General features: G+C 62.9%; 20 protein-coding genes and 1 riboswitch. Of the genes, 13 read left to right on the forward strand and 7 right to left on the reverse strand.

Annotated elements, in window-relative coordinates; genetic code table 11:
- Position 1 precedes the first annotated feature (1 nt).
- The 3 genes from CKW22_RS08640 (at position 2) to CKW22_RS08650 (ending at position 1,370) form a co-directional block, all read left to right on the forward strand.
- Complete coding sequence (locus CKW22_RS08640; protein WP_033701307.1) at positions 2-475, forward strand: WbuC family cupin fold metalloprotein; 474 nt, start codon at positions 2-4, stop codon at positions 473-475.
- A gap of 65 nt (positions 476-540) precedes the next feature.
- Entirely contained in the window at positions 541-1,011 is a 471-nt protein-coding gene (locus CKW22_RS08645; RefSeq protein WP_033701305.1) for a hypothetical protein, read from the forward strand.
- 68 nt (positions 1,012-1,079) lie between these two features.
- A complete protein-coding gene (locus CKW22_RS08650; RefSeq protein WP_033701304.1) occupies positions 1,080-1,370 on the forward strand; it encodes a PA4642 family protein in 291 nt (96 codons plus the stop codon).
- 63 nt (positions 1,371-1,433) lie between these two features.
- Here the strand turns inward: CKW22_RS08650 and mqo are convergent, their stop codons facing one another.
- Positions 1,434-2,939: a malate dehydrogenase (quinone) gene (gene mqo, locus CKW22_RS08655; protein ID WP_033701303.1), complete on the reverse strand. Its 1,506-nt coding sequence runs from the start codon at positions 2,937-2,939 to the stop codon at positions 1,434-1,436.
- A 602-nt stretch (positions 2,940-3,541) separates the two neighbouring features.
- Positions 3,542-3,775, reverse strand: coding sequence for a hypothetical protein (locus CKW22_RS08660; RefSeq protein WP_033701301.1), 234 nt, complete (start codon positions 3,773-3,775; stop codon positions 3,542-3,544).
- Between the two features lie 144 nt (positions 3,776-3,919).
- Between CKW22_RS08660 and CKW22_RS08665 the strand changes: the two genes are divergently transcribed.
- Positions 3,920-4,504: a YajG family lipoprotein gene (locus CKW22_RS08665; protein WP_033701300.1), complete on the forward strand. Its 585-nt coding sequence runs from the start codon at positions 3,920-3,922 to the stop codon at positions 4,502-4,504.
- Positions 4,505-4,571: 67 nt separating this feature from the next.
- Here CKW22_RS08665 and CKW22_RS08670 read toward each other — a convergent pair whose 3' ends face one another.
- Entirely contained in the window at positions 4,572-4,778 is a 207-nt protein-coding gene (locus CKW22_RS08670) for a hypothetical protein (protein ID WP_033701299.1), read from the reverse strand.
- 160 nt (positions 4,779-4,938) lie between these two features.
- Here CKW22_RS08670 and CKW22_RS08675 point away from each other — a divergent pair, with 160 nt between their 5' ends.
- Positions 4,939-5,199, forward strand: a complete 261-nt coding sequence (locus CKW22_RS08675; RefSeq protein WP_033701298.1) for a hypothetical protein — start codon at positions 4,939-4,941, stop codon at positions 5,197-5,199.
- Between the two features lie 33 nt (positions 5,200-5,232).
- Here CKW22_RS08675 and CKW22_RS08680 read toward each other — a convergent pair whose 3' ends face one another.
- Positions 5,233-6,402 (reverse strand): 1-acyl-sn-glycerol-3-phosphate acyltransferase, encoded by a 1,170-nt coding sequence (locus tag CKW22_RS08680; protein WP_033701297.1) that lies wholly within the window; start codon positions 6,400-6,402, stop codon positions 5,233-5,235.
- Positions 6,403-6,524: 122 nt separating this feature from the next.
- Between CKW22_RS08680 and CKW22_RS08685 the strand changes: the two genes are divergently transcribed.
- From CKW22_RS08685 to CKW22_RS08700, 4 genes are all read left to right on the forward strand, one after another.
- A complete protein-coding gene (locus tag CKW22_RS08685; RefSeq protein WP_033701296.1) occupies positions 6,525-6,710 on the forward strand; it encodes a CPXCG motif-containing cysteine-rich protein in 186 nt (61 codons plus the stop codon).
- Entirely contained in the window at positions 6,710-6,970 is a 261-nt protein-coding gene (locus CKW22_RS08690; protein WP_033701294.1) for a putative signal transducing protein, read from the forward strand. Before CKW22_RS08685 ends, CKW22_RS08690 begins: the two co-directional genes overlap by 1 nt.
- 15 nt (positions 6,971-6,985) lie before the next feature.
- The gene (locus CKW22_RS08695) at positions 6,986-7,606 is read left to right on the forward strand and encodes an SOS response-associated peptidase (protein ID WP_033701293.1); all 621 of its coding nucleotides are present in this window, start codon (positions 6,986-6,988) and stop codon (positions 7,604-7,606) included.
- 97 nt (positions 7,607-7,703) lie between these two features.
- Positions 7,704-8,519, forward strand: a complete 816-nt coding sequence (locus CKW22_RS08700) for a M48 family metallopeptidase (protein ID WP_033701292.1) — start codon at positions 7,704-7,706, stop codon at positions 8,517-8,519.
- Positions 8,520-8,579: 60 nt separating this feature from the next.
- Here the strand turns inward: CKW22_RS08700 and CKW22_RS08705 are convergent, their stop codons facing one another.
- From CKW22_RS08705 to CKW22_RS08715, 3 genes are all read right to left on the reverse strand, one after another.
- The gene (locus CKW22_RS08705; protein ID WP_177326489.1) at positions 8,580-9,161 is read right to left on the reverse strand and encodes a TMEM165/GDT1 family protein; all 582 of its coding nucleotides are present in this window, start codon (positions 9,159-9,161) and stop codon (positions 8,580-8,582) included.
- A gap of 90 nt (positions 9,162-9,251) precedes the next feature.
- A riboswitch (yybP-ykoY riboswitch) is annotated at positions 9,252-9,393 on the reverse strand.
- Positions 9,394-9,432: 39 nt separating this feature from the next.
- The gene (locus CKW22_RS08710) at positions 9,433-10,431 is read right to left on the reverse strand and encodes a class I SAM-dependent methyltransferase (protein ID WP_033701289.1); all 999 of its coding nucleotides are present in this window, start codon (positions 10,429-10,431) and stop codon (positions 9,433-9,435) included.
- 54 nt (positions 10,432-10,485) lie between these two features.
- Positions 10,486-11,451 carry a 2-hydroxyacid dehydrogenase gene (locus CKW22_RS08715; RefSeq protein WP_095064020.1) on the reverse strand — a complete coding sequence of 322 codons (966 nt, stop codon included), beginning with the start codon at positions 11,449-11,451 and terminating at the stop codon, positions 10,486-10,488.
- Positions 11,452-11,667: 216 nt separating this feature from the next.
- Here CKW22_RS08715 and CKW22_RS08720 point away from each other — a divergent pair, with 216 nt between their 5' ends.
- The 4 genes from CKW22_RS08720 (at position 11,668) to CKW22_RS08740 (ending at position 19,956) form a co-directional block, all read left to right on the forward strand.
- Positions 11,668-13,350, forward strand: coding sequence for a fatty acid--CoA ligase (locus CKW22_RS08720; RefSeq protein WP_047582748.1), 1,683 nt, complete (start codon positions 11,668-11,670; stop codon positions 13,348-13,350).
- A gap of 333 nt (positions 13,351-13,683) precedes the next feature.
- The gene (locus tag CKW22_RS08730; RefSeq protein WP_033701285.1) at positions 13,684-15,570 is read left to right on the forward strand and encodes a DUF1302 domain-containing protein; all 1,887 of its coding nucleotides are present in this window, start codon (positions 13,684-13,686) and stop codon (positions 15,568-15,570) included.
- Between the two features lie 25 nt (positions 15,571-15,595).
- Positions 15,596-16,960: a DUF1329 domain-containing protein gene (locus CKW22_RS08735; protein WP_033701284.1), complete on the forward strand. Its 1,365-nt coding sequence runs from the start codon at positions 15,596-15,598 to the stop codon at positions 16,958-16,960.
- 278 nt (positions 16,961-17,238) lie between these two features.
- Positions 17,239-19,956 (forward strand): LuxR C-terminal-related transcriptional regulator, encoded by a 2,718-nt coding sequence (locus CKW22_RS08740; RefSeq protein WP_033701283.1) that lies wholly within the window; start codon positions 17,239-17,241, stop codon positions 19,954-19,956.
- The last annotated feature ends 60 nt before the right edge of the window (positions 19,957-20,016 follow it).

The following is a 20,016-nucleotide window of genomic DNA, read 5'->3' on the forward strand; positions in this document are numbered from 1 at the left end:
CATGCGCCAGCCCGCGTTCATCGACCAATCGCTGTTCGCTGGGCTGGCGCAAAAGGCTGCCGCCAACCCTCGCGGGCGGCAGCACCACAATTTCCACGAGATGGAAGAGCCCTGCCACCGCATGGCGGTCGGGTTGCAGCCGAGCACGTACATCCCGCCGCATCGGCATCTGAATGACGACAAGGCCGAAGCACTGATCGTGCTCAAGGGGCGCCTGGGCCTGCTGATTTTCGATGAGCAGGGCGCGCTCATCGACAAGCGTGTGCTGCAGGCTGGCGGTGACTGCCTGGGCGTGGACCTGGCACCGGGTACCTACCATGGGTTGGTGGTGCTGGAGCCAGACAGCATCTTGTTCGAGTGCAAGGCCGGGCCGTACCGGCCGGTGGGCGAGGGCGAGCATGCGCACTGGGCGCCACGCGAAGGCCAAGCGGGCGTGGCCGAGTACCAGGCCTGGATGCGCGCGCAGTTCGATTGAGCGGCGGCTCCGGTACAGGCTGAACACAGCATGCTAGAGTGCCTGTTCATGCCAAGGAGCCTCACATGCGTGCGATTGTTCCCCTCCTGTTGGCGGTCAGCCTGCCGATCGGTGCAGCACCGCTGCACAGCCAGTTTCTGCCGCCCGATGACCTGTCGTTGCGCCAGGAAGCGCCGACTGGACAGCAACTGCTGCAGGTGACCGATTATTCGGTCGTAGTAGGTGCCCAGCGCCAGTCCGACCAGCAGCCGATCCCGATCACCGCCTCGTTGCAGATGCGCCTCAAGGGCAAGCCGCTGAGCAAGGGCGCCACCCTTGCCCAGGTGCTGCTGACCTTCGATGGCGAGCCCGGCAAAAGCTTGAAAAAACCGGTCTATGACGAAAAAACCCGCACCTTGAGCCTCAATTACCCGGTCAGCGATTACCGCGTGATCATGGACCTTTTGCGCAACGAGACGCTCTACGTGCAGTTTCTGACCTATGGCAACGGCCATATCTGGGCCGACCTGCACACCGGGACCGTACGTACGCGTTGAGGCGCGCGCCCTGCGGGGGGTAAACTGCCGGCCTTCGAAATTCCGTGATGGTCCAGTTGGAGTCGGCAATGCGTAAAGACAAGAAACAGGTAATCGGTGACGAAATCAGCGACGACTACATCAAGTCGTACCTTCAGTTCGAGCCGGCCGATGGCGTGACTTCGCCTTCTCAGCACAAGCTGATCAAGGCCTACCGCGGTCTGCGTATTGACGACTTCGAGCGTTTCGTCCGCTTCTTCGTCGAAGCTGGCCTGGACCTGGATGGCAAGGACGAGCACGGCAAGACCTTTGTCGAGGTAATCGCCGACCAGCGCGGTGCGCCGGAGTACATCGAGGTCATCGAGAAAGCTCGGGGCTGATGTGTAGCCTGTATCGCAGCCACAAAAAAACGCCCCGAGGGGCGTTTTTTCGTTTCAGCCAGCTCAGGCGTAATGCTGGGCCGGGCTGTCTTCTACCAGTTCCAGCGCCGCATCGTTGTCGGCACTGATCTTGCGGTACAGCGCAGCATCGGTTGCCAAGGTCTTCTCGCGAGCCGGGAAGATCTCCTTGAGCTTGGCAGCCCAGGCACCTTTGGCCTGCTCGGGGAAGCAGCGCTCGATCAGTTCGAGCATGATCGAAACGGTGACCGAAGCGCCCGGCGATGCGCCGAGCAGCGCCGCCAGGCTGCCGTCCTGAGCTGAGACCAGCTCGGTACCGAACTGCAGAATGCCGCCTTTTTTCGGGTCTTTCTTGATGATCTGCACGCGTTGGCCGGCCACTTCCAGGCGCCAGTCTTCGGCTTTAGCCTGCGGATAGAAGCGACGCAGGGATTCCAGGCGTTGCTCCATCGACTGCATCACTTCACTGACCAGGTACTTGGTCAGGTCCATGTTGTCGCGGGCTACGGCCAGCATTGGGCCGATGTTGCCCATGCGTACCGACAGCGGCAGGTCCATCAACGAGCCATGCTTGAGGAACTTGGTGGTAAAGCCGGCGTAAGGGCCGAACAGCAACGAGGTCTTGCCGTCCACCACGCGGGTATCCAGGTGCGGCACCGACATCGGTGGCGCGCCGACTGCGGCCTGGCTGTAGACCTTGGCCTGGTGCAGTTTGACGATTTCCGGGTTGTCGCACCGCAACCACTGGCCGCTGACCGGGAAGCCGCCGAAGCCTTTGCTCTCGGGGATGCCGGAAAGCTGCAGCAGCGGCAGGGCCGCGCCGCCGGCGCCGAGGAACACGAAGCGGGCATCGACTTCACGGCTGCCGCCGCTGTTGACGTCCTTGATGCTCACGGTCCAGCCGCTGCCGTTACGGCGCAGGCCGACGACTTTCTTGCTGTACTTGACCTGCGTGTCCGGGGTGTCGGCCAGCAGCTTGAGCATTTTGTTGGTCAGCGCGCCGAAGTTGACGTCGGTGCCTTTCGCCACGCGGGTGGCGGCGATGTGCTGGTCGGCCGGGCGGCCGGGCATCATCAGCGGCATCCAGTCCTTCATCACGGCCTTGTCTTCGGTGTATTCCATCTCGGTGAAGGCGTGATGCTGCTTGAGCAGCTCGAAGCGCTTCTTGAGGAAGGACACACCCTTTTCACCTTCGACGTAGCTCAGGTGCGGGACAGGGTTGATAAAAGCACGCGCCGAGCCGAAGTTGCTCTTCTTGCTCAGGTAGGCCCAGAACTGGCGCGAGACCTCGAACTGGGTGTTGATGTGCACGGCCTTCTTGATGTCGATGCTGCCATCGGCGGCCTGGGGCGTGTAGTTAAGCTCGCACAGGCCAGCGTGGCCGGTACCTGCGTTGTTCCAGGGGTTGGAGCTTTCCGCGGCCCCGGAGTCCATCGCCTCGACGACCTCAAGCTTCAGGGTCGGGTCGAGCTCCTTGAGCAGTACGGCCAGGGTGGCACTCATGATGCCCGCGCCTACCAGTACTACATCAACCGATTCGTTCTGCGCCATTTAACGCGTCTCCACAATCTACAGCTACCTAATTGACAGCATAGGACCCGGGTTTGCCAGGGTCGCCATGTCCGACTTTTCGCAGTTCTTGCAACTTCCGCGGACACCGCCAATCAGTCTTCGGGTTCAGGTATTGAACCCCGTTTGCCACAGGTGCGGCAATTCGACTTATGGTCAAGGTGTCGTGCGTGCGTTATGGAGCGGCCTCAGATACTCATCCGGGATGAGCGCAGTTGCCGCCTGTTCAGGGCTGTTCGGGACACATCTGCTGCTTTTGCACATGCCAGACTGTTCATTTGCTCGCCACACTCTCGTGAAGTTGTGAAAAACCGTTTTTTCACGCTCTTTTGGAGACGTGAACCTCAAAAGGGGACTGCGCGATGGCAACCCACAGGTTCATGCAGTGCGAAGGGCCGGAAAAGCAGGCACGACAGCCGATGCAAGACCTGAGTGGAAGGCTCTCTGTGGGCGAAGCGGTGAAGGTGCCGGGGTCAAGCGGCAAATGCGGGGCCCGATCAGGAGACGTCCTTATAATCGGGGGGAGATTATAGCGATGTCGCGGGCAGAAAGGTCGTTATTCGTGGTTTTTATTGCAGCGTTTGTCAGGCCGGCAGGCTGCGTTGATGCCAACGGTTGTTTGCGCGCGCGCAAACCCGAGCGCTGGCGGGCAATTGGCGGCCCAGCCAGGCGAGCTGCACTTCGCTGACCTGCACCCAGCCACTGCCACTTGGCGGCTGGCTACAGTGCTTGAACGCCAGGCATTTGCCGTCGGCGTCAAGGTGGGCATAGGGGCGGTGGCGCGGGCGTTGGAAGAGCAGGGTCCAGAGCGAGGCCATGGCGGTGAGTCCTTTGTGTTAGGGCTGGGCCAAGGATAACGGCAGGGGCATGAAACGATTGTGACAGCGCAGCCTTGGCGATGACTGGCCTGTGCGAGGCTGGGTATACTGTGCGCCTTAGCCGCATTTTCTGGAGAAACGCGCATGTTGCAACGTCTGTTGTTCGGTTTGATCGCCGTGGCCAGCCTCAGCCTGGTCGGATGTGCCCACAGCCCGCAACAACTCAGCCCGCAACCCAAGCTCACCGCCCAGCTCGCACCTGTCGGCCAGGGTCAGCCGGTGGTGGTCAAGGTGGTTGATGGTCGGGCTTCGCAGTCCCTGGGCACTCGCGGTGGCATGTACCCCGAGACCAGCACCATCAGCGTCAGTGGCAATGATGTGCTGCCCAAGCTGCAGGCCCAGGCCGAAGCCGCTGTACGCCTGCTCGGTTTCACCCCGACGCCGAACGCTAACAATGCGCCGCAACTGACCGTGACCCTGGCCGAGCTGAAATACCAGTCGCCCAAGGACAACCTGTACGTGACCGAGGCCACCATCGGCGCCACTTTCCGTGCCGACGTGGCCAACGCCAACCGCCGCTACAGCGGCCGTTACGGCGCTTCGCTGGATCAGCGCTTCGGCATGGCGCCGAACCAGGAAACCAACACCAAGCTGGTCAGTGATGTGCTGAGCGACGCCCTGACCCGCCTGTTCAAAGACCCGACCATCGGGCAGGTGCTGGCCGAGTAAGCGTTCAGTTGCCTTACAAAAAAACCGCTGCCTGGCAGCGGGTTTTTTGTGGGTGGCTGCGGGGGCTTCAGGCCGCCTGGATGTGGAAATCCAGCACGCTGAAACCGGTGGCAACATCCACCTCTGGCAAGTCTTCATGAGCATGCCCTCCCAATGCGCAATAGACCAGCCACTGCCGGTCTTGCACATTGATGGCGAAACCGTCGATCAACGCCTGTTGTTCGTCGCTCTGGGCAACGAGATAGAGGCGGTCCTGGTTTTCGGCGTGCAGCATGAACAAGCTCCGGATCGGGGAAAGGCCGACAGGGTGGCCTGTTCTGATGACGAGCATGTGACAGATGAAATTTAGTGACACTTTGTCGCCCAGGCCGGGCGCCTGGGGCGGACTTGGGTAGAATGCCGGCCTTCGTTGTCGTTCAAACCGAGGATGCGTGATGTCGTTGCAAGTGCTCTGGGGGTTTCTGGCCGCCCATCCCACCAAGCTGATCAACCTGCTGGCATTGCTGATGACCTGCCCAGGCGGCCTGCTGCTGCACAGCGCACGGCGCCGCGAGGCGGTCACGCGTGAAAGCCTGGCAATGGATGAAGGGGTGATGGATGCGTTTGACCTGAGGGTGCCGCGTTACTTCTATATTCTCGGTTTTTCGTGCCTGGCCCTGGCGCTGTTGTTGTCCTGGTTCAGTACCTGGGTCTGAAAACCTGGGGCCGCAGAGCAGCCCCAGAGTTGATCAGGCGACCGGTGCCTGCTGCCTGACCTGATACTGGTTGCGCACCGGCGTCGCATACTGCAACACCAGGTACGGCCGCTGCTCCTCGGGGCATGCCTCCAGGCGCCGCTGCCATTCTTCCTTGGCCCGCGCCAACTCTTCGGCCGGGAACACCTTCTCGGCACTCGGCACCTGCAGTGCCTCATCCTTTTCGTCCCACATTGCGTAGGCCAGGTAGTGCACCGGGAACAGCCGGTAGCCGCCGAGGATCTGCCGGTCGATTTCGGCTGCCAACTGCTTGGTGTCTTCGAAGTATTCGGTCACCGGCGCTGCAAAGTTGATGTGCACACGACCTTTGTAGCCAGTGATGCCTTTGGCGATGCTGTTGTCGTCTTCGCCCGGCGCCTTCTTGTAGGTGCCAGTGGTGGCGCGGATGTACAGCTCACGGGCTTTGGCCTGGTCGCAGGGGTCGTACTCGTAGCTGATCGACACCGGCGTCAGGTTAAGGCTCTGGATGACCGCGCCGAACGGTTCGTCCTTGCGGCTCATGTGGAACATCTTGAGGATCGCCGAGTCGGTGCGGTCGTCACCATCCTTGGCACGGCCTTCGGCCTGGGCGATCCAGATCGACGCAGTATCGTTGCGGATCGAGTGGTTGATGTAGGCCGAAAGCAGTTGGTAAGCCGCCAGCTTTTCGCGACGACCGCTGAGCGAGCGGTGCACGATGAAGCTCTTGTTCAGGCGCATCATGTCGCTGACGAAGGGCTTTTGCAGCAGGTTGTCACCGATGGCGATGCGTGGGGTCGGCAGGCCGGCGTGGTACACGGCGTAGTTGACGAAGGCCGGGTCCATGACGATGTCGCGGTGGTTGGCCAGGAACAGGTACGCGGTGCCGGCCTTGAGCTGCTCGACGCCCGAGTAGGTGACGCCATCGGTGGCGCGTTCGATGGTTTGATCGACGTAGTACTCGACTTTGTCCTGCAAGGTCGAGACGCAGGTGACGCCGGCGAACTCCTTGCGCAGGCGACGGGCGATTAGCGGCTTGAGCAGCCATCCGAGGGGGCCAGCCGCACGCGGGAAGCGGAAGTGGGTGAGGATATCGAGGAATGCCGGGTCGCTGAGCAGGCGTGCCAGCACGGCAGGGACCTCAGCGTCGTCGTACGGTCGGATGGCATCGAATTCGCCCATCATGCTCTCTTGTTGGAAACGGCTAGGGTAATAAGGTAGGGACGGGGTCCGAAAAACGGCTCGAACACACGCAGGCCCTGTAATCAGACCGGCAATTATACGCATAAGTCACCGCGGAGGCCGCGATGCTGGAAACCGACTTCTATGATTGCCCTTATTGTGGCGAACGTGTGGAAACCACTGTCGATATTTCCGGTGGCGACCAGCGCTACACCGAGGATTGCCAAGTGTGTTGCCAGCCTGTGGTGTTCATTTTGCAGGTGCACGGTGACGAATGGATGCTTGAGGTCAGACGCGAGGACGATGCCTGATGCAGCGAATCTACGAGCCGGAGAGTTTGCTGGAGGCCGAAATGCTGATGGGCATGCTGGCCAGTGAAGGTGTCTCGGTACATTTGATTGGGCGCGACCTGGTCGGTGCTGCCGGTGAGCTACCGATGCAGGGCTTGCTGGCGCTGGCGGTGCCCGACGAGCAGGCCGAATACGCACGGCAGCTGATCGATGCGTACAATGCTGCCCAGCCACTGGTTGGCGACGAACCGGAGAGCTATCCCGGTACCTTGATCTGCTAGGTTCAGAATTCGCTCATGTGTGGACGTTACGCCCTGTTTCGCTGGCCCCAGGCCCTTGCCAGTCTGCCGGGCTTTCCGGCCGGCCAGCCGGCCCAATGGAATATCTCGCCGGGGGCTTCGGTGCTGATTCAGCGCCAGCTCGACGGCCAGCAGCAACTGGCCAAGGCGCGCTGGGGGCTGACCCCGGCCTGGCTCACCGACCTTTCCCGTACGCCTGCCCATGCCCGCGCCGAAACCCTTGCCGAGCAACCGATGTTCCGCGAGGCGTTTCGCCAGCGCCGTTGCCTGATGCCGGCCAATGGCTTCTATGAGTGGCGCGGTAATGTGCGCAAACGCCCGTACTGGCTGACGCCAGGGGAGGGGGCTTCGCTGTATTTCGCAGCGGTGTGGGAGGCGTATCCGGTACAGGACCAAGTCTGGTTGAGTTGCGCGGTGGTGACCCAGGCGGCCATGAACCAGCGCCGGCCTTTGATTCTGGATGAGGCGGGGCGAGCGGCCTGGCTGGACCCTGATACGCCGATGGCGCGGTTGCATGAATTGCTGGCCAGCCCGCCGGCCACGTTGCGTGAGCGGGCGTTGGCACACTTCGTCAATGACCCGAAGCTCGATGCGCCAGAGTGCCTGACCCCGGCCTGATGCGCTGGCTGCAGTGCCGGTAAAATTCTTCCCTGCGGCTATGGCGGGCCTGGGCGACTAGGCCTAGGATACGCCGCATGTAAAAGGGAGTGTTTTCATGCGTAAGTCATTTGTTGTCAGTCTGTTGAGCGCCGGTATCCTGCTGGCAGGCTGCCAGTCGGTAAATACGACCAGCGGCGGGGCCGTCGGTGTCGAGCGCAAGCAATACATGTTCAGCATGCTCTCGACCGATGAGGTCAACCAGATGTACGCCCAGTCCTACCAGCAGACCCTCGGTGAGGCGTCGAACAAAGGCGTGCTGGACAAGTCCAGCGCCGACGCCAAGCGCGTGCAGGTCATCGCTGACCGGCTGATCGCCCAGGCGCCGATCTTTCGTCCGGATGCTGCCCAGTGGAAGTGGGAAGTCAACGTGATCAAGAGCGATGAGCTCAATGCCAACTGCGGGCCTGGCGGCAAGATCATCGTTTACACCGGCCTGATCGACCAGCTCAAGCTGACCGATGCCGAGATTGCAGCGGTGGTCGGCCACGAGATCGCCCACGCCTTGCGTGAGCACAGCCGCGAAGCGATGTCCAAGGCCTATGGTGTGGAAATGGCCCGCCAAGGCGCGGGCGCCCTCTTCGGACTGGGCCAGAGCAGCATGGCCTTGGCCGATACCGTGGTGAACTACGCCATGACCCTGCCCAACAGCCGTTCCAACGAGAACGAAGCGGACCTGATCGGCCTGGAGCTGTCGGCGCGTGCCGGTTACGACCCGAATGCCGCGATCACCTTGTGGAACAAGATGAGCAAGGCTTCCGAAGGCGCGCCGCCTGAGTTCATGAGCACTCACCCGGCGTCCGAGAGCCGTATCGCCTCGTTGCAGGCAGCCATTCCGAAGGTGATGCCGTTGTATCAGGCGGCCAAGAAGTAAGCATTGCCATGGGGGCCGCTTTGCGGCCCTTTTGCAACGCAAAGCGCCCCCAGCTTTGTGTTACCCCACCCAGCCACTGGCTTTCATCGCCGAATAAACGGCCACGACCGCCAGCACGATGAACGCGGTAGCCGCCAGGCGACGAATCAGCGTCAACGGCAGTTTATCCGCCGCAAAGTTACCCGCCAGTACCACCGGCACGTTGGCAATCAGCATGCCCAGGGTGGTGCCGATGATGACCATGATCAGGTGTGGGTACTGTGCTGCAAGCATCACCGTGGCCACTTGGGTCTTGTCGCCGATCTCGGCCAGGAAGAACGCAATCAGTGTGGTCAGGAAAGGGCCGAAGCGGCGCGCGGGGTTTTCATCGTCATCCATCTTGTCCGGCACCAGCGTCCACAGTGCAGTGGCGGTGAAGCTGGCGGCCAGGATCCAGTGCAGCGCCGAGTCGCTGAAGAACCCGCCGACCCACGCACCCACGGCGCCTGCGGCGGCATGGTTGGCCAGGGTGGCGGCGATTATACCGGCGATGATCGGCCAAGGCTTGCGAAAGCGGGCAGCGAGGATGAGCGCGAGCAGTTGCGTCTTGTCGCCGATTTCGGCGAGGGCAACGATGGCGGTGGGGACCAGCAGGGATTCCAGCATCAGGTTTCCTACGGGGGCGGGTCGACACGGCTATGACACGTACAGCCTTCCCGCCCCGGGTAAGGTGTGCGTGTCATAGGTCTTGTCAAACCGCGGATCCGTCTGTGCGGATCTCTCTATGCAGGCGCTGCATAGCGGGTCGCACGCGCCATGGCCTGTGGGCCAAGTATGTTGACGCGTGCCGGGCGAGCTGGGTGCTCGCGGGAGACTACTCCCCTAGGACGGTGCGGATTCTGCCTAGCCGAATCGGTTTCGGCAAGCGCTGTTTTTAACCGCGTGTTGCCTGGTAGATACGAAAACCGTCGGCCTCGGCGCGTACCTGGCAGTTGCCCAGTGCCCCTTCGATCAGCGGCTGGTAGCGCAGGAAGCTGTTCGCCACCAGGCGCATTTCGCCACCTTTTCGCAGATGAACGCTGGATTTTTTCAGCAAGTTCTCCGACGCCTGGTAGTTGGTGTGGACCCCGGTATGAAACGGCGGGTTGCTCAGGATCAGGCTCAAGTCGGTGGGGGCCGCGTCGATGCCATCGCCGCTGATCACTTCACCTTCCAGGCCGTTGGCGGCCAACGTCAGGCGACTGGCAGCCACGGCGAAGGCGTCGACGTCCAGCAAGGTCAGCCGGCTTTGCGGATAGCGGCGTTTCACCGTGGCACCCAGCACGCCGGCACCGCAACCGAAGTCCAGTACATGCCCGCACGGTAGGCCATCGAGGTGCTTGAGCAACAGTGCGGTACCGCGATCGAGGCGGCCATGGCTGAACACGCCCGGCAGGCTGACCACCTGCAGTGGGCCGTCTTCGAGGTCGAGCTCGAAGCGCTCGGCCAGGCTTTGCAGCGGCGTGGCCGCTGGCGCCTGGTTGACGGTCACTTGCCACAACTGGCAATGCCGGGCGCTGTCGAGCTTGCGCGGTTTGCCAAAGGCCTGCAGTTGCTTCGCCGCGCCTTCGATACCCCCGCGTTTCTCCCCGACCAGGTACAAATCGCGCCCGGCCAGGCGCGACGCCAGGGCGTTGAGCAGGTAGGCGGCCAGCTCACGGGACTTGGGCAGAAACAGCACGGCGCTGTCGAAGGCCACCGGGGGCGGTTCGACACCGTAGTGGCTGCGGCCGGCAAAGCGCCCTTCGAGCATGGCCTGGTCGCCGGCATGCCAGGTCCAGCCATGGGCCATGGGCAGGTGGCCGAGCAGATCGTCGGCGGGCGCACCGGCGATCAGCAGCGGGCCCTGGAACAGGTCCGCCTGGCGGAGCAACACTTCACTGCGCGGGTCCATGGACGACGCCTCCTGGAAAAAAGTCGCGCAGTGTAGCAGAGGCTAACGCTGCGCTCAGCTGACCACGCGGCGTGGCTGACCGGCGAAGTAGGCCTGGGCATTCTCGCTGAGCTGGCCGACGATGCGCTGGCGCGACTCCACTGCACCCCAGGCACTGTGCGGGGTGATGATCAGCCGGGGGATATCGCCTGCCAGCAGCGGGTTGCCATTGACCGGCGGCTCGACGCTGAGCACGTCGGTGGCGGCGCCACCGAGGTGGCCCTGGCGCAGGGCGTCGGCCAGTGCCTGCTCGTCGATCAGTCCGCCCCGGGCGGTGTTGACCACCAGGGCACCGGGCTTGAGCAGGGCCAGCTCGTCGGCCCCGATCATGTGCCGGGTATGCTCGTTCAGTGGGCAGTGCAGGGTCAGCGCGTCGACTTGCGGCAGCAGGTCTTGCAGCGGCATGCGGTCGGCGCGCTCCGGGCGGCCGGGGATCTGCCCGCTCAACACGCGCATGCCAAAGGCTTCCGCCAGGCGTGCCACCGCGCCGCCCAGCTCGCCATGGCCGAGCAGGCCAAGGGTCTTGCCCTCCAGCTCGACGATGGGGAAGTCCAGCAGGCAGAACTGGCTGGCCTTGGCCCATTGGCCGTCAGCCACCGCCTGGTTGTAGTCGCACAGGCGCGTGGCCAGGGCCAGCAGCAGGGCGAGGGTGTGCTGGGCCACCGACGGCGTGCCATAACCCTGGCAGTTGCACACCGTGATGCCTTGGGCGCGGGCCGCTGCCAGGTCGACATTGTTGGTGCCGGTGGCGGCCACCAGGATCAGCTTGAGCTGCGGGTTGGCCGCTAGGGCTGCGGCATCGAGCATGACCTTGTTGCTGATCACCGCGACGGCGCCCTGCAGGCGTTCGGCGACCTGCTCCGGGCGGGTGGCGGCAAACAGCTCGAACGCCTCGAACTGCGATTGCAAGGGCGACAGGTCGAGGTCACCCAGGTCCAGGGACTGGTGATCGAGGAACACGGCGCGACGCGGGCTGGGCATGGGGTTCTCCGGTGGCGGGGCGGGAAATGGGGCATGGGTTTCGGTGCAAAGCCCGAAGGGGTTAGCCGCAGTGTCTAGCCCGCGGTTACCGCGCGTCAACGCCTGCCACTCATACCTCAACGGCCCAAATCATTCCTTCGGCTGATTTGACCGTCACATTGAGCTACTACAGTAGATCCAGACTTGTCCGGCCCGCTTTTCAGAAAAGGGATACCCATGTTGCAGACCCGCATCATCAAACCCGCCGAAGGCGCCTACGCCTACCCGCTGCTGATCAAACGCCTGCTGATGTCCGGCAGCCGTTACGAGAAAACCCGCGAGATCGTTTATCGCGATCAGTTGCGCCTGACTTATCCACAGCTCAACGAGCGTATCGCTCGCCTGGCCAATGTCCTGACCGAAGCCGGGGTCAAGGCCGGTGACACGGTGGCGGTGATGGACTGGGACAGCCATCGCTACCTGGAATGCATGTTCGCCATCCCAATGATCGGCGCGGTGGTGCACACCATCAACGTGCGCCTGTCACCGGAACAGATCCTCTACACCATGAACCACGCCGAAGACCGGGTGGTGCTGGTCAACAGTGACTTCGTCGGGCTCTACCAGGCCATCGCCGGTCAGTTGACGACGGTCGACAAGACCGTGCTGCTGACCGATGGCCCGGACAAGACCGCCGAGCTGCCCAACCTGGTCGGCGAGTACGAACAGTTGCTCGCCGCCGCCAGCCCACGCTACGACTTCCCGGATTTCGACGAGAACTCGGTGGCCACCACCTTCTACACCACAGGTACCACCGGCAACCCCAAGGGGGTGTACTTCACCCATCGGCAACTGGTGCTGCACACCCTGGCCGAAGCCTCGGTGACCGGCAGCATCGACAGCGTGCGCCTGCTGGGCAGCAACGATGTGTACATGCCCATCACCCCGATGTTCCACGTGCATGCCTGGGGCATCCCTTACGCCGCCACCATGCTTGGCATGAAGCAGGTGTACCCGGGGCGCTACGAGCCGGACATGCTGGTCAAGCTGTGGCGTGAAGAGAAAGTCACCTTCTCCCATTGCGTGCCGACCATCCTGCAGATGCTGCTCAATTGCCCCAGCGCCCAGGGCGAGGACTTCGGTGGCTGGAAGATCATCATCGGCGGCAGTTCGCTTAACCGGTCGTTGTACCAGGCTGCACTGGCGCGCGGTATCCAGCTGACGGCGGCGTACGGCATGTCCGAGACCTGCCCGTTGATTTCTGCCGCGCACCTGAACGACGAACTGCAGGCCGGCAGCGAGGATGAGCGCATCACCTACCGGATCAAGGCCGGCGTGCCGGTGCCCCTGGTGGAAGCGGCGATCGTCGACGGCGAGGGCAATTTCCTCCCGGCCGATGGCGAGACCCAGGGCGAACTGGTGCTGCGAGCCCCGTGGCTGACCATGGGCTACTTCAAGGAGCCGGAAAAGAGCCAAGAGCTGTGGCAGGGCGGCTGGCTGCACACCGGTGACGTCGCGACCCTCGATGGCATGGGTTACATCGATATCCGCGATCGCATCAAGGATGTGATCAAGACCGGCGGCGAGTGGGTATCTTCGCTTGACCTCGAAGACCTGATCAGCCGTCACCCGGCGGTGCGCGAAGTGGCGGTGGTGGGTGTCGCCGACCCGCAGTGGGGCGAGCGACCCTTTGCCCTGCTGGTGGTGCGCGACGGGCAGGCCATTGACGCCAAGTCGCTCAAAGACCACCTCAAGCCTTTTGTCGAAGAGGGGCATATCAACAAGTGGGCAATTCCAAGCCAGATCGCCGTTGTTACTGAAATTCCCAAGACCAGTGTCGGCAAACTCGACAAGAAACGCATCCGCCAGGACATCGTCCAGTGGCAGGCCAGTAACAGCGCGTTCCTGTCGACTCTGTGAGCACCATGCGGGTCGTGTACGTCAGAACACGACCCGCATGCTAGAGAGCCCGGCGCCTTGCCAAACAGCCAAAATGCGCCATGCTTCAGCACTGCCAGCGCGTCACGAAGAAAAACGTCGGTGCGAGTTGGCGGCACGGAGCGCAAATCACACTTTAGAGGGATCAAGCGCCTGTGCCTTGCTGGCTATAGTCGAGGCCAGGGGATTTTCAGGAATGGGGGAGGGCGACACGCGCAAGCCGTGTTGCCGCAGGCGCAAGCCTGCATACCGGTCCCACGGGCCGTTTCTGAAAGGACTCACTGCCATAACAAAAAAGTACATGGAGTAGCGTCGATGAAATCTGCAAACCTGTTCTGGCGCCGGGCCAAGTTGCCCCTGGCCGTCAGCCTTGCTTCCACGCTCGCAAGTCCTGCTTTCGCTGTCAGTTTCAACATTGGTGAAATCGAAGGCCAGTTCGACTCGTCGCTCTCCATCGGCGCCAGTTGGTCGACGGCCAACCCCAACAAGAACCTGATCGGGGTGAACAACGGCGGCAAAGGCCTGTCGCAGACCTCCGACGATGGCCACCTGAACTTCAAGAAGGGCGAAACGTTCTCCAAGATCTTCAAGGGCATCCATGACCTCGAACTCAAGTATGGCGACACCGGCGTGTTCGTGCGCGGCAAGTACTGGTACGACTTCGAGCTGAAGGACGAAGGCCGCGAGTTCAAGGACATCAGCGACTCCAACCGCAAGGAAGGCGCCAAGTCTTCCGGTGCCGAACTGCTCGATGCGTTCGTCTATCACAACTATTCGATTGGCGACATGCCAGGCTCGGTGCGCCTGGGCAAGCAGGTTGTCAGCTGGGGTGAGAGTACCTTCATCGGCGGCGGCATCAACTCGATCAACCCGATCGACGTGTCCGCGTTCCGCCGCCCGGGAGCCGAGATCAAGGAAGGCCTGATCCCGGTCAACATGTTCTACATCTCCCAGAGCTTGACCGATAACCTGTCGGCCGAGGCCTTCTATCAGATCGAATGGGACCAGACCGTCGTCGACAACTGCGGCACGTTCTTCTCCCAGCCAGACATCATCGCCGACGGCTGTACCGACAACCTGCGCGTGCTCAACAGCAGCCGCACGGTGCCGGGCGCGGCCCAGCAGTTCCTCGCCACCCAGGGCGTGAACATCAACGAGGAAGGGGTGATGGTGCGCCGCGGCGCCGACCGTGATGCCCGTGACAGCGGCCAGTTCGGCGTGGCTCTGCGCTACATGTTCGACCCGCTGGACACCGAGTTCGGTGCCTACTTCATGAACTACCACAGCCGCGCGCCGATCTTCAGCGCCACTGGCGCCCCACCGTCGGTGTTCGCCGGCCTGAGCGCGCTGCCGGCACAGTTGCGGGCGCTGGCACCGCTGATCGTGGCCGGTAACTCCGAGTACTTCGTCGAGTACCCCGAGGACATCCGCCTGTACGGCCTGAGCTTCTCCACCACACTGCCCACAGGGACCGCCTGGAGTGGTGAAGTCAGCTACCGCCCCAACGCCCCGGTACAGCTGAACACCACCGACATCCTGTTCTCCGGTGTTCGCCCGATTGGTGGCGCCCTGAGCAACGCGTCGCTGCTCTCCGGTACCCCAGGGCAGGACCTGCACGGCTACCGTCGCAAGGAAATCACCCAGTTCCAGACCACCCTGACGCACTTCTTCGACCAGGTAATGGGCGCCAGCCGCATGACCGTGGTGGGCGAAGTGGGTGTCACCCATGTCGGCGGCCTGGAAAACGCACGCGAGACCCGCTACGGCCGCGACCCGGTATTCGGGCCTGGCCCGCTGCCTGCCACCGGCGGTGCGGACACCTGCCAGGCACTCAATGGCAGCACCATCGCTGGCGCGGGTGCTGGGGCATCCACCACCAACCTGAATCGCAAATGCGAGAACGACGGCTACACCACCAGCACCTCCTGGGGTTACCGCGCCCGGGTCATCTGGGACTACAACGACGTCTTCGCCGGGGTCAACCTCAAGCCCAGCGTGGCCTGGTCGCATGACGTTTCCGGCTACTCGCCTGGCCCGGGTGCCAACTTCGAGGAAGGCCGCAAGGCCGTCAGCCTGGGCCTGGACGCCGAGTACCAGAACACCTATACGGCGAGCCTGTCGTACACCAACTTCTTCGATGGCAAGTACAGCACCGTGGATGACCGCGACTTCGTCGCCCTCAGCTTCGGCGTGAACTTCTAAGAATACTGATTCAGGACGACACAACATGAACAAGACCAGAAGTCTGCTGCAAGCCGGTGTACTGGGCCTGTCCCTGCTGGCGACCAGCGTCATGGCTGCGGTATCCGCCGACGAGGCGGCCAAGTTGGGCAGTACCCTGACGCCGATGGGCGCCGAAAAGGCCGGCAACGCCGATGGCTCGATCGGCCCGTGGGAGCCGCTGTCGAAGACGGCGGGTAGCGTCGACGGCAAGGGCTTCCTGGCCGACCCGTATGGCAGTGACAAGCCGCTGTTCACCATCACTGCGCAGAACGCCGATCAGTACAAGGACAAGCTTTCGCCGGGCCAGCTGGCCATGTTCAAACGCTACCCGGACAGCTTCAGGATCCCGGTATTCAAGACCCATCGTGGCTCCACGGTACCTGCCGACGTGTTCGCCGCCATCAAGAAAAACGCTACCCAGACCACGCTGGTGGAAGGCGGCAACGGCTTGAACAACTTCGACACGGCGGTGCCGTTCCCGATCCCGAAAAGCGGCCTGGAAGTGATCTGGAACCACATTACCCGCTACCGGGGGGGCAGTGTCAGCCGCCTGGTAACCCAGGCAACGCCACAGCAGAACGGCTCTTTCAACCCGGTGTACTTCTCCGACCAGTTCGTCTTCCGCGACAAGATGAAGGATTACGACCCGAGCAACCCGGGCAATATCCTCTTCTACTTCAAGCAGGAAGTGACCGCGCCCGCTCGTCTGGCCGGGACGGTGCTGCTGGTGCACGAAACCCTCGACCAGGTGAAGGAGCCGCGCAAGGCGTGGATCTACAACGCCGGCCAGCGTCGCGTACGCCAGGCACCGCAAGTGTCGTACGACGGCCCGGGTACCGCTGCCGACGGCCTGCGTACCTCGGACAACCTGGATATGTTCAACGGGGCGCCAGACCGCTACGACTGGAAGCTGGAAGGCAAGAAGGAGCTGTACATCGCCTCCAACGCTTTCAAGCTGGATGACCCCAAGCTGAAGTACACCGACATCATCAAGGCCGGGCACATCAACCAGGACCTGTCCCGTTACGAGCTGCGCCGCGTCTGGCACGTGGTCGCAACCCTCAAACCGGGCCAGCGGCACATCTACGCCAAGCGTGACTTCTACATCGATGAAGACACCTGGCAGGCTGCAGTGATCGACCAGTACGACGGTCGTGGCCAGCTGTGGCGCGTTTCCGAAGCCCATTCCCAGCCGTATTACAACAAAGAGGTGCCTTGGTACACCCTGGAAACCATCTACGACCTGCAGTCGGGGCGTTACCTGGCGCTGGGCATGAAGAACGAAGAGAAGCGCGCTTACGACTTTGGCTTCAGTGCCAGCAAAGCCGACTTCCAGCCAGCGGCCCTGCGTCAGTCGGGTATTCGTTGAGCTGATAACCTGCAACTCCGTGTGATCCCCAGAACGCCCCGGCTTGCCGGGGCGTTTCTGTTCAGCCACTGCGCAATTCGCGGCCACCTGCAGGGCCGCGATAAGGCCGGTGAATATTCCGCCAAAGCCCCGGCCTAGTGCTCGTCCATCAGGGTTGTTGCTTTTTGTCGTAGTCTTTTACAGCGCAATTGCGCCCATCATCTTCAAATGCGCTGCGTTACCCGCTAGTCTCGCAAGCATCCGTATCGCCGTTGTCTTCCCATCAGAATGAGCCGGCCATGACAGATCTGTCCCGTACGCATGGATTCGCCAGCCAGGCCCTCGGCCTGCTGGGCGGGCGTTTCTTCCGGCCACCGCTGCCGGACGGCCATGTGCCGCGTGCACGTCTGTGCCAGCGCCTGCAAGCAGGCCTGAATGGGCGGTTGCTGCTGGTCAACGCGCCGGCGGGCTTTGGTAAAAGCTCGTTGGCCATCGAGTTCTGCGAAGCACTGCCCGAGCACTGGCGAAGCCTCTGGCTTGGCCTGAGCCAGCGCGATGCCGACCCCGGGCGTTTTCTCGAGCGGCTGCTCGAAGGCCTGCAGCAGTACTGCCCCGCCTTGGGTGGCCAGGCCATGGGCTTGCTGAAAATGCGCCAGCGTCACCAGCCATTCGCCTTCGAGGAGTGGATCGACGGCCTGCTCGACGAGCTGGCGCAGTACCTGCAGGCCGATACGCCCCTGCTGCTGGTGCTGGATGACTATCACCTGGCGCAAGGGCCGGTACTCGACAGTTGCCTGCAGTTTTTCCTCAATCACTTGCCCAATGGCCTAGTGCTGTTGATCACCAGCCGCCAGCGCCCGGATTGGCACCTGGCGCGCTTGCGTCTGTCCCGGCAACTGGTCGAACTCAACGAGCAGGAGCTGCGCCTGACGCCTGACGAGTCGTTGGCGGTAATCGGCCGCCAACCCACCGGCCTGCGTGGCCAGGCACTGGACAACCTGATCCAGCGCAGTGACGGCTGGGTGGCCGGGCTACGCTTCTGGCAGCTTGCGGCCAGCGAATCAGGCGATGAGCATGCCTTGCCCCACGCCTTGCATGGCGGCGAAGGGCTGATACGCGATTACTTGCTGGAAGAAGTCATCGAGATCCTGCCGGCGGACGTACAGGCCTTTCTCTACGAAACGGCGTGCCAGGAGCGCTTCTGTGCGCCGCTCTGCGATGCCCTGCGTGGCCGCGAGGACAGTACCGCGATCCTGCGCTTCCTGCAGGCTCACCAGGTGTTTCTGGTACCGCTGGACGAGCACGGTCACTGGTTTCGTTACCACCACCTGTTCTCTGACCTGCTGCGTAGCCGCCAGGCCAGCGAACCGCTGGCGGGCCTGCACTTGCGTGCCTGCCGCTGGTTCGAGGGGCAAGGCTTGCTGGACGAGGCGGTTGAACAGGCGCTGCGTGCCGGCCACCTCGATGTGGCTGCCGACCTGGTGCAGAGCCTTTCCGAGGAGCAGCTGCTGGCCGAGCAGAACGTCGGCATGCTGCTGCGCTGGAAGATGGACCTCCCAGAAAGCTTGCTGATCAGCACGCCGCGGCTGATCGTGCTGTATAGCTGGGCGTTGGGGTTGGCTTGCCAGCTGGATGCGGCCGAAGAACTGGCCGGTTACCTCAGCCGTTTTCTGCCTGCGCCGTCGGCGACCGCGCAGAAGTCGATGCTGGCCCAGTGGCTGGCGCTGAGCGGCGTCATCGCGCGCGGTCGGGGTGATCGCGAGCGCACCTTGGCTTATTGCGGTGAAGCGCTGCAAAGCCTGCCGTGCAAGCGTTATGGCCAGCGCCTGGTGTGCCTGTCGACACTGTCCAACCTGGCCATTGCCGATGCCGACTTCTGGCATGCGCGGGGCTGGAACCGCGAAGCTCTGGAGCTGGCCCAGCGTGTCGGCAACCCGCTGTTCGAGGCCCTGGCGCACTATGATCGGGCGCGGGTGCTGCATGCCCGTGGTGAAGTGTTGCGGGCCCTGGACGAAGTGCGCCAAGGCTTGCAGCGCCTGCAGGGGCTGTCGGGGCAGCGCCTGTATGCGGTGCGGGCGCGGCTGACCCTGTACGAGGGCTACCTGCTGGTTTCGCGCCTGCAAGCCGCCCAAGGCCGTGCGCGCCTGCGTGCGGGGCTGGGTGAAGCGCGGGCCTGCCGGGACATCAGCGTGCTGATCGGCCACTGTGTGATTGCGACGCTCGATGGCCGTGAGGGCCACTTCGCCGAAGCGTTCGCCGAGCTGGCCGAGGCGGAGCGGCTGATGCACATCTGGGATGTTCCGCCGATCTACTACCTGGCCATGATTACCCTGGTCAAGTGCGAGCTGTGGCTGGCGCAAGGGCGTACCGACCTTGCCGAGTCGTGGTTGCTGCGGCTGGGGCAGACCTACGGCGGCGAGCAGCCCGCAGCGGCCCCGGAGTTTCACCCGTTGCTGCCACTGCATATCGAACTGCAGCAGGCGTTGCTGGCGCGTATCCAGCTGCGTACAGATGAATCTATTCAGCGCCTGTCTGGGCTGGTCGAACGGGGTTTGGCCAGTGGCGGCATGCTGCTGGCCGTCAGTGCACTGTGCCAGTGGGTTGCCCTGCTGCTAGGGGAGGGCCGTGACGCGCAAGCTGCCGGGCTGCTGCCCAAGGCGCTCGAAGCCGCGCAGGGCGGCGTGCTGCACCCCTTCCAAACGTTGCTCGAAAAACACCCACAGTGGCTGCACGAGCAGCTTGCAGCTCACCCCGGTTGCGCGGTGCAGGCCGAACTGCTCAAGCGCCTGCCGCCATTACCTGTGGTCAGCAGCGGCAGCGGCGAGGCGTTGAGTGGTCGGGAGCGGGCTGTGCTTGAGCTGATCGCGCAGGGGTGTTCCAACCAGCAGATCAGCGAGCGGCTGTTTATCTCGCTGCATACCGTCAAGACCCATGCCAGCCACATCAACAGCAAGCTGGGCGTCGAGCGCCGGACGCAAGCGGTGGCCAAGGCCAAATCGCTGGGCTTGCTGGCCTGAGGTAGCCCTCGCGGGGTTTGCTCGCTAAAGTAATGGCTTGAGGCCACTGCGCGCAATTGT

It is taken from the genome of Pseudomonas sp. Irchel s3f19, assembly GCF_900187555.1.
Classification (GTDB): Bacteria; Pseudomonadota; Gammaproteobacteria; order Pseudomonadales; family Pseudomonadaceae; genus Aquipseudomonas; species Aquipseudomonas capeferrum.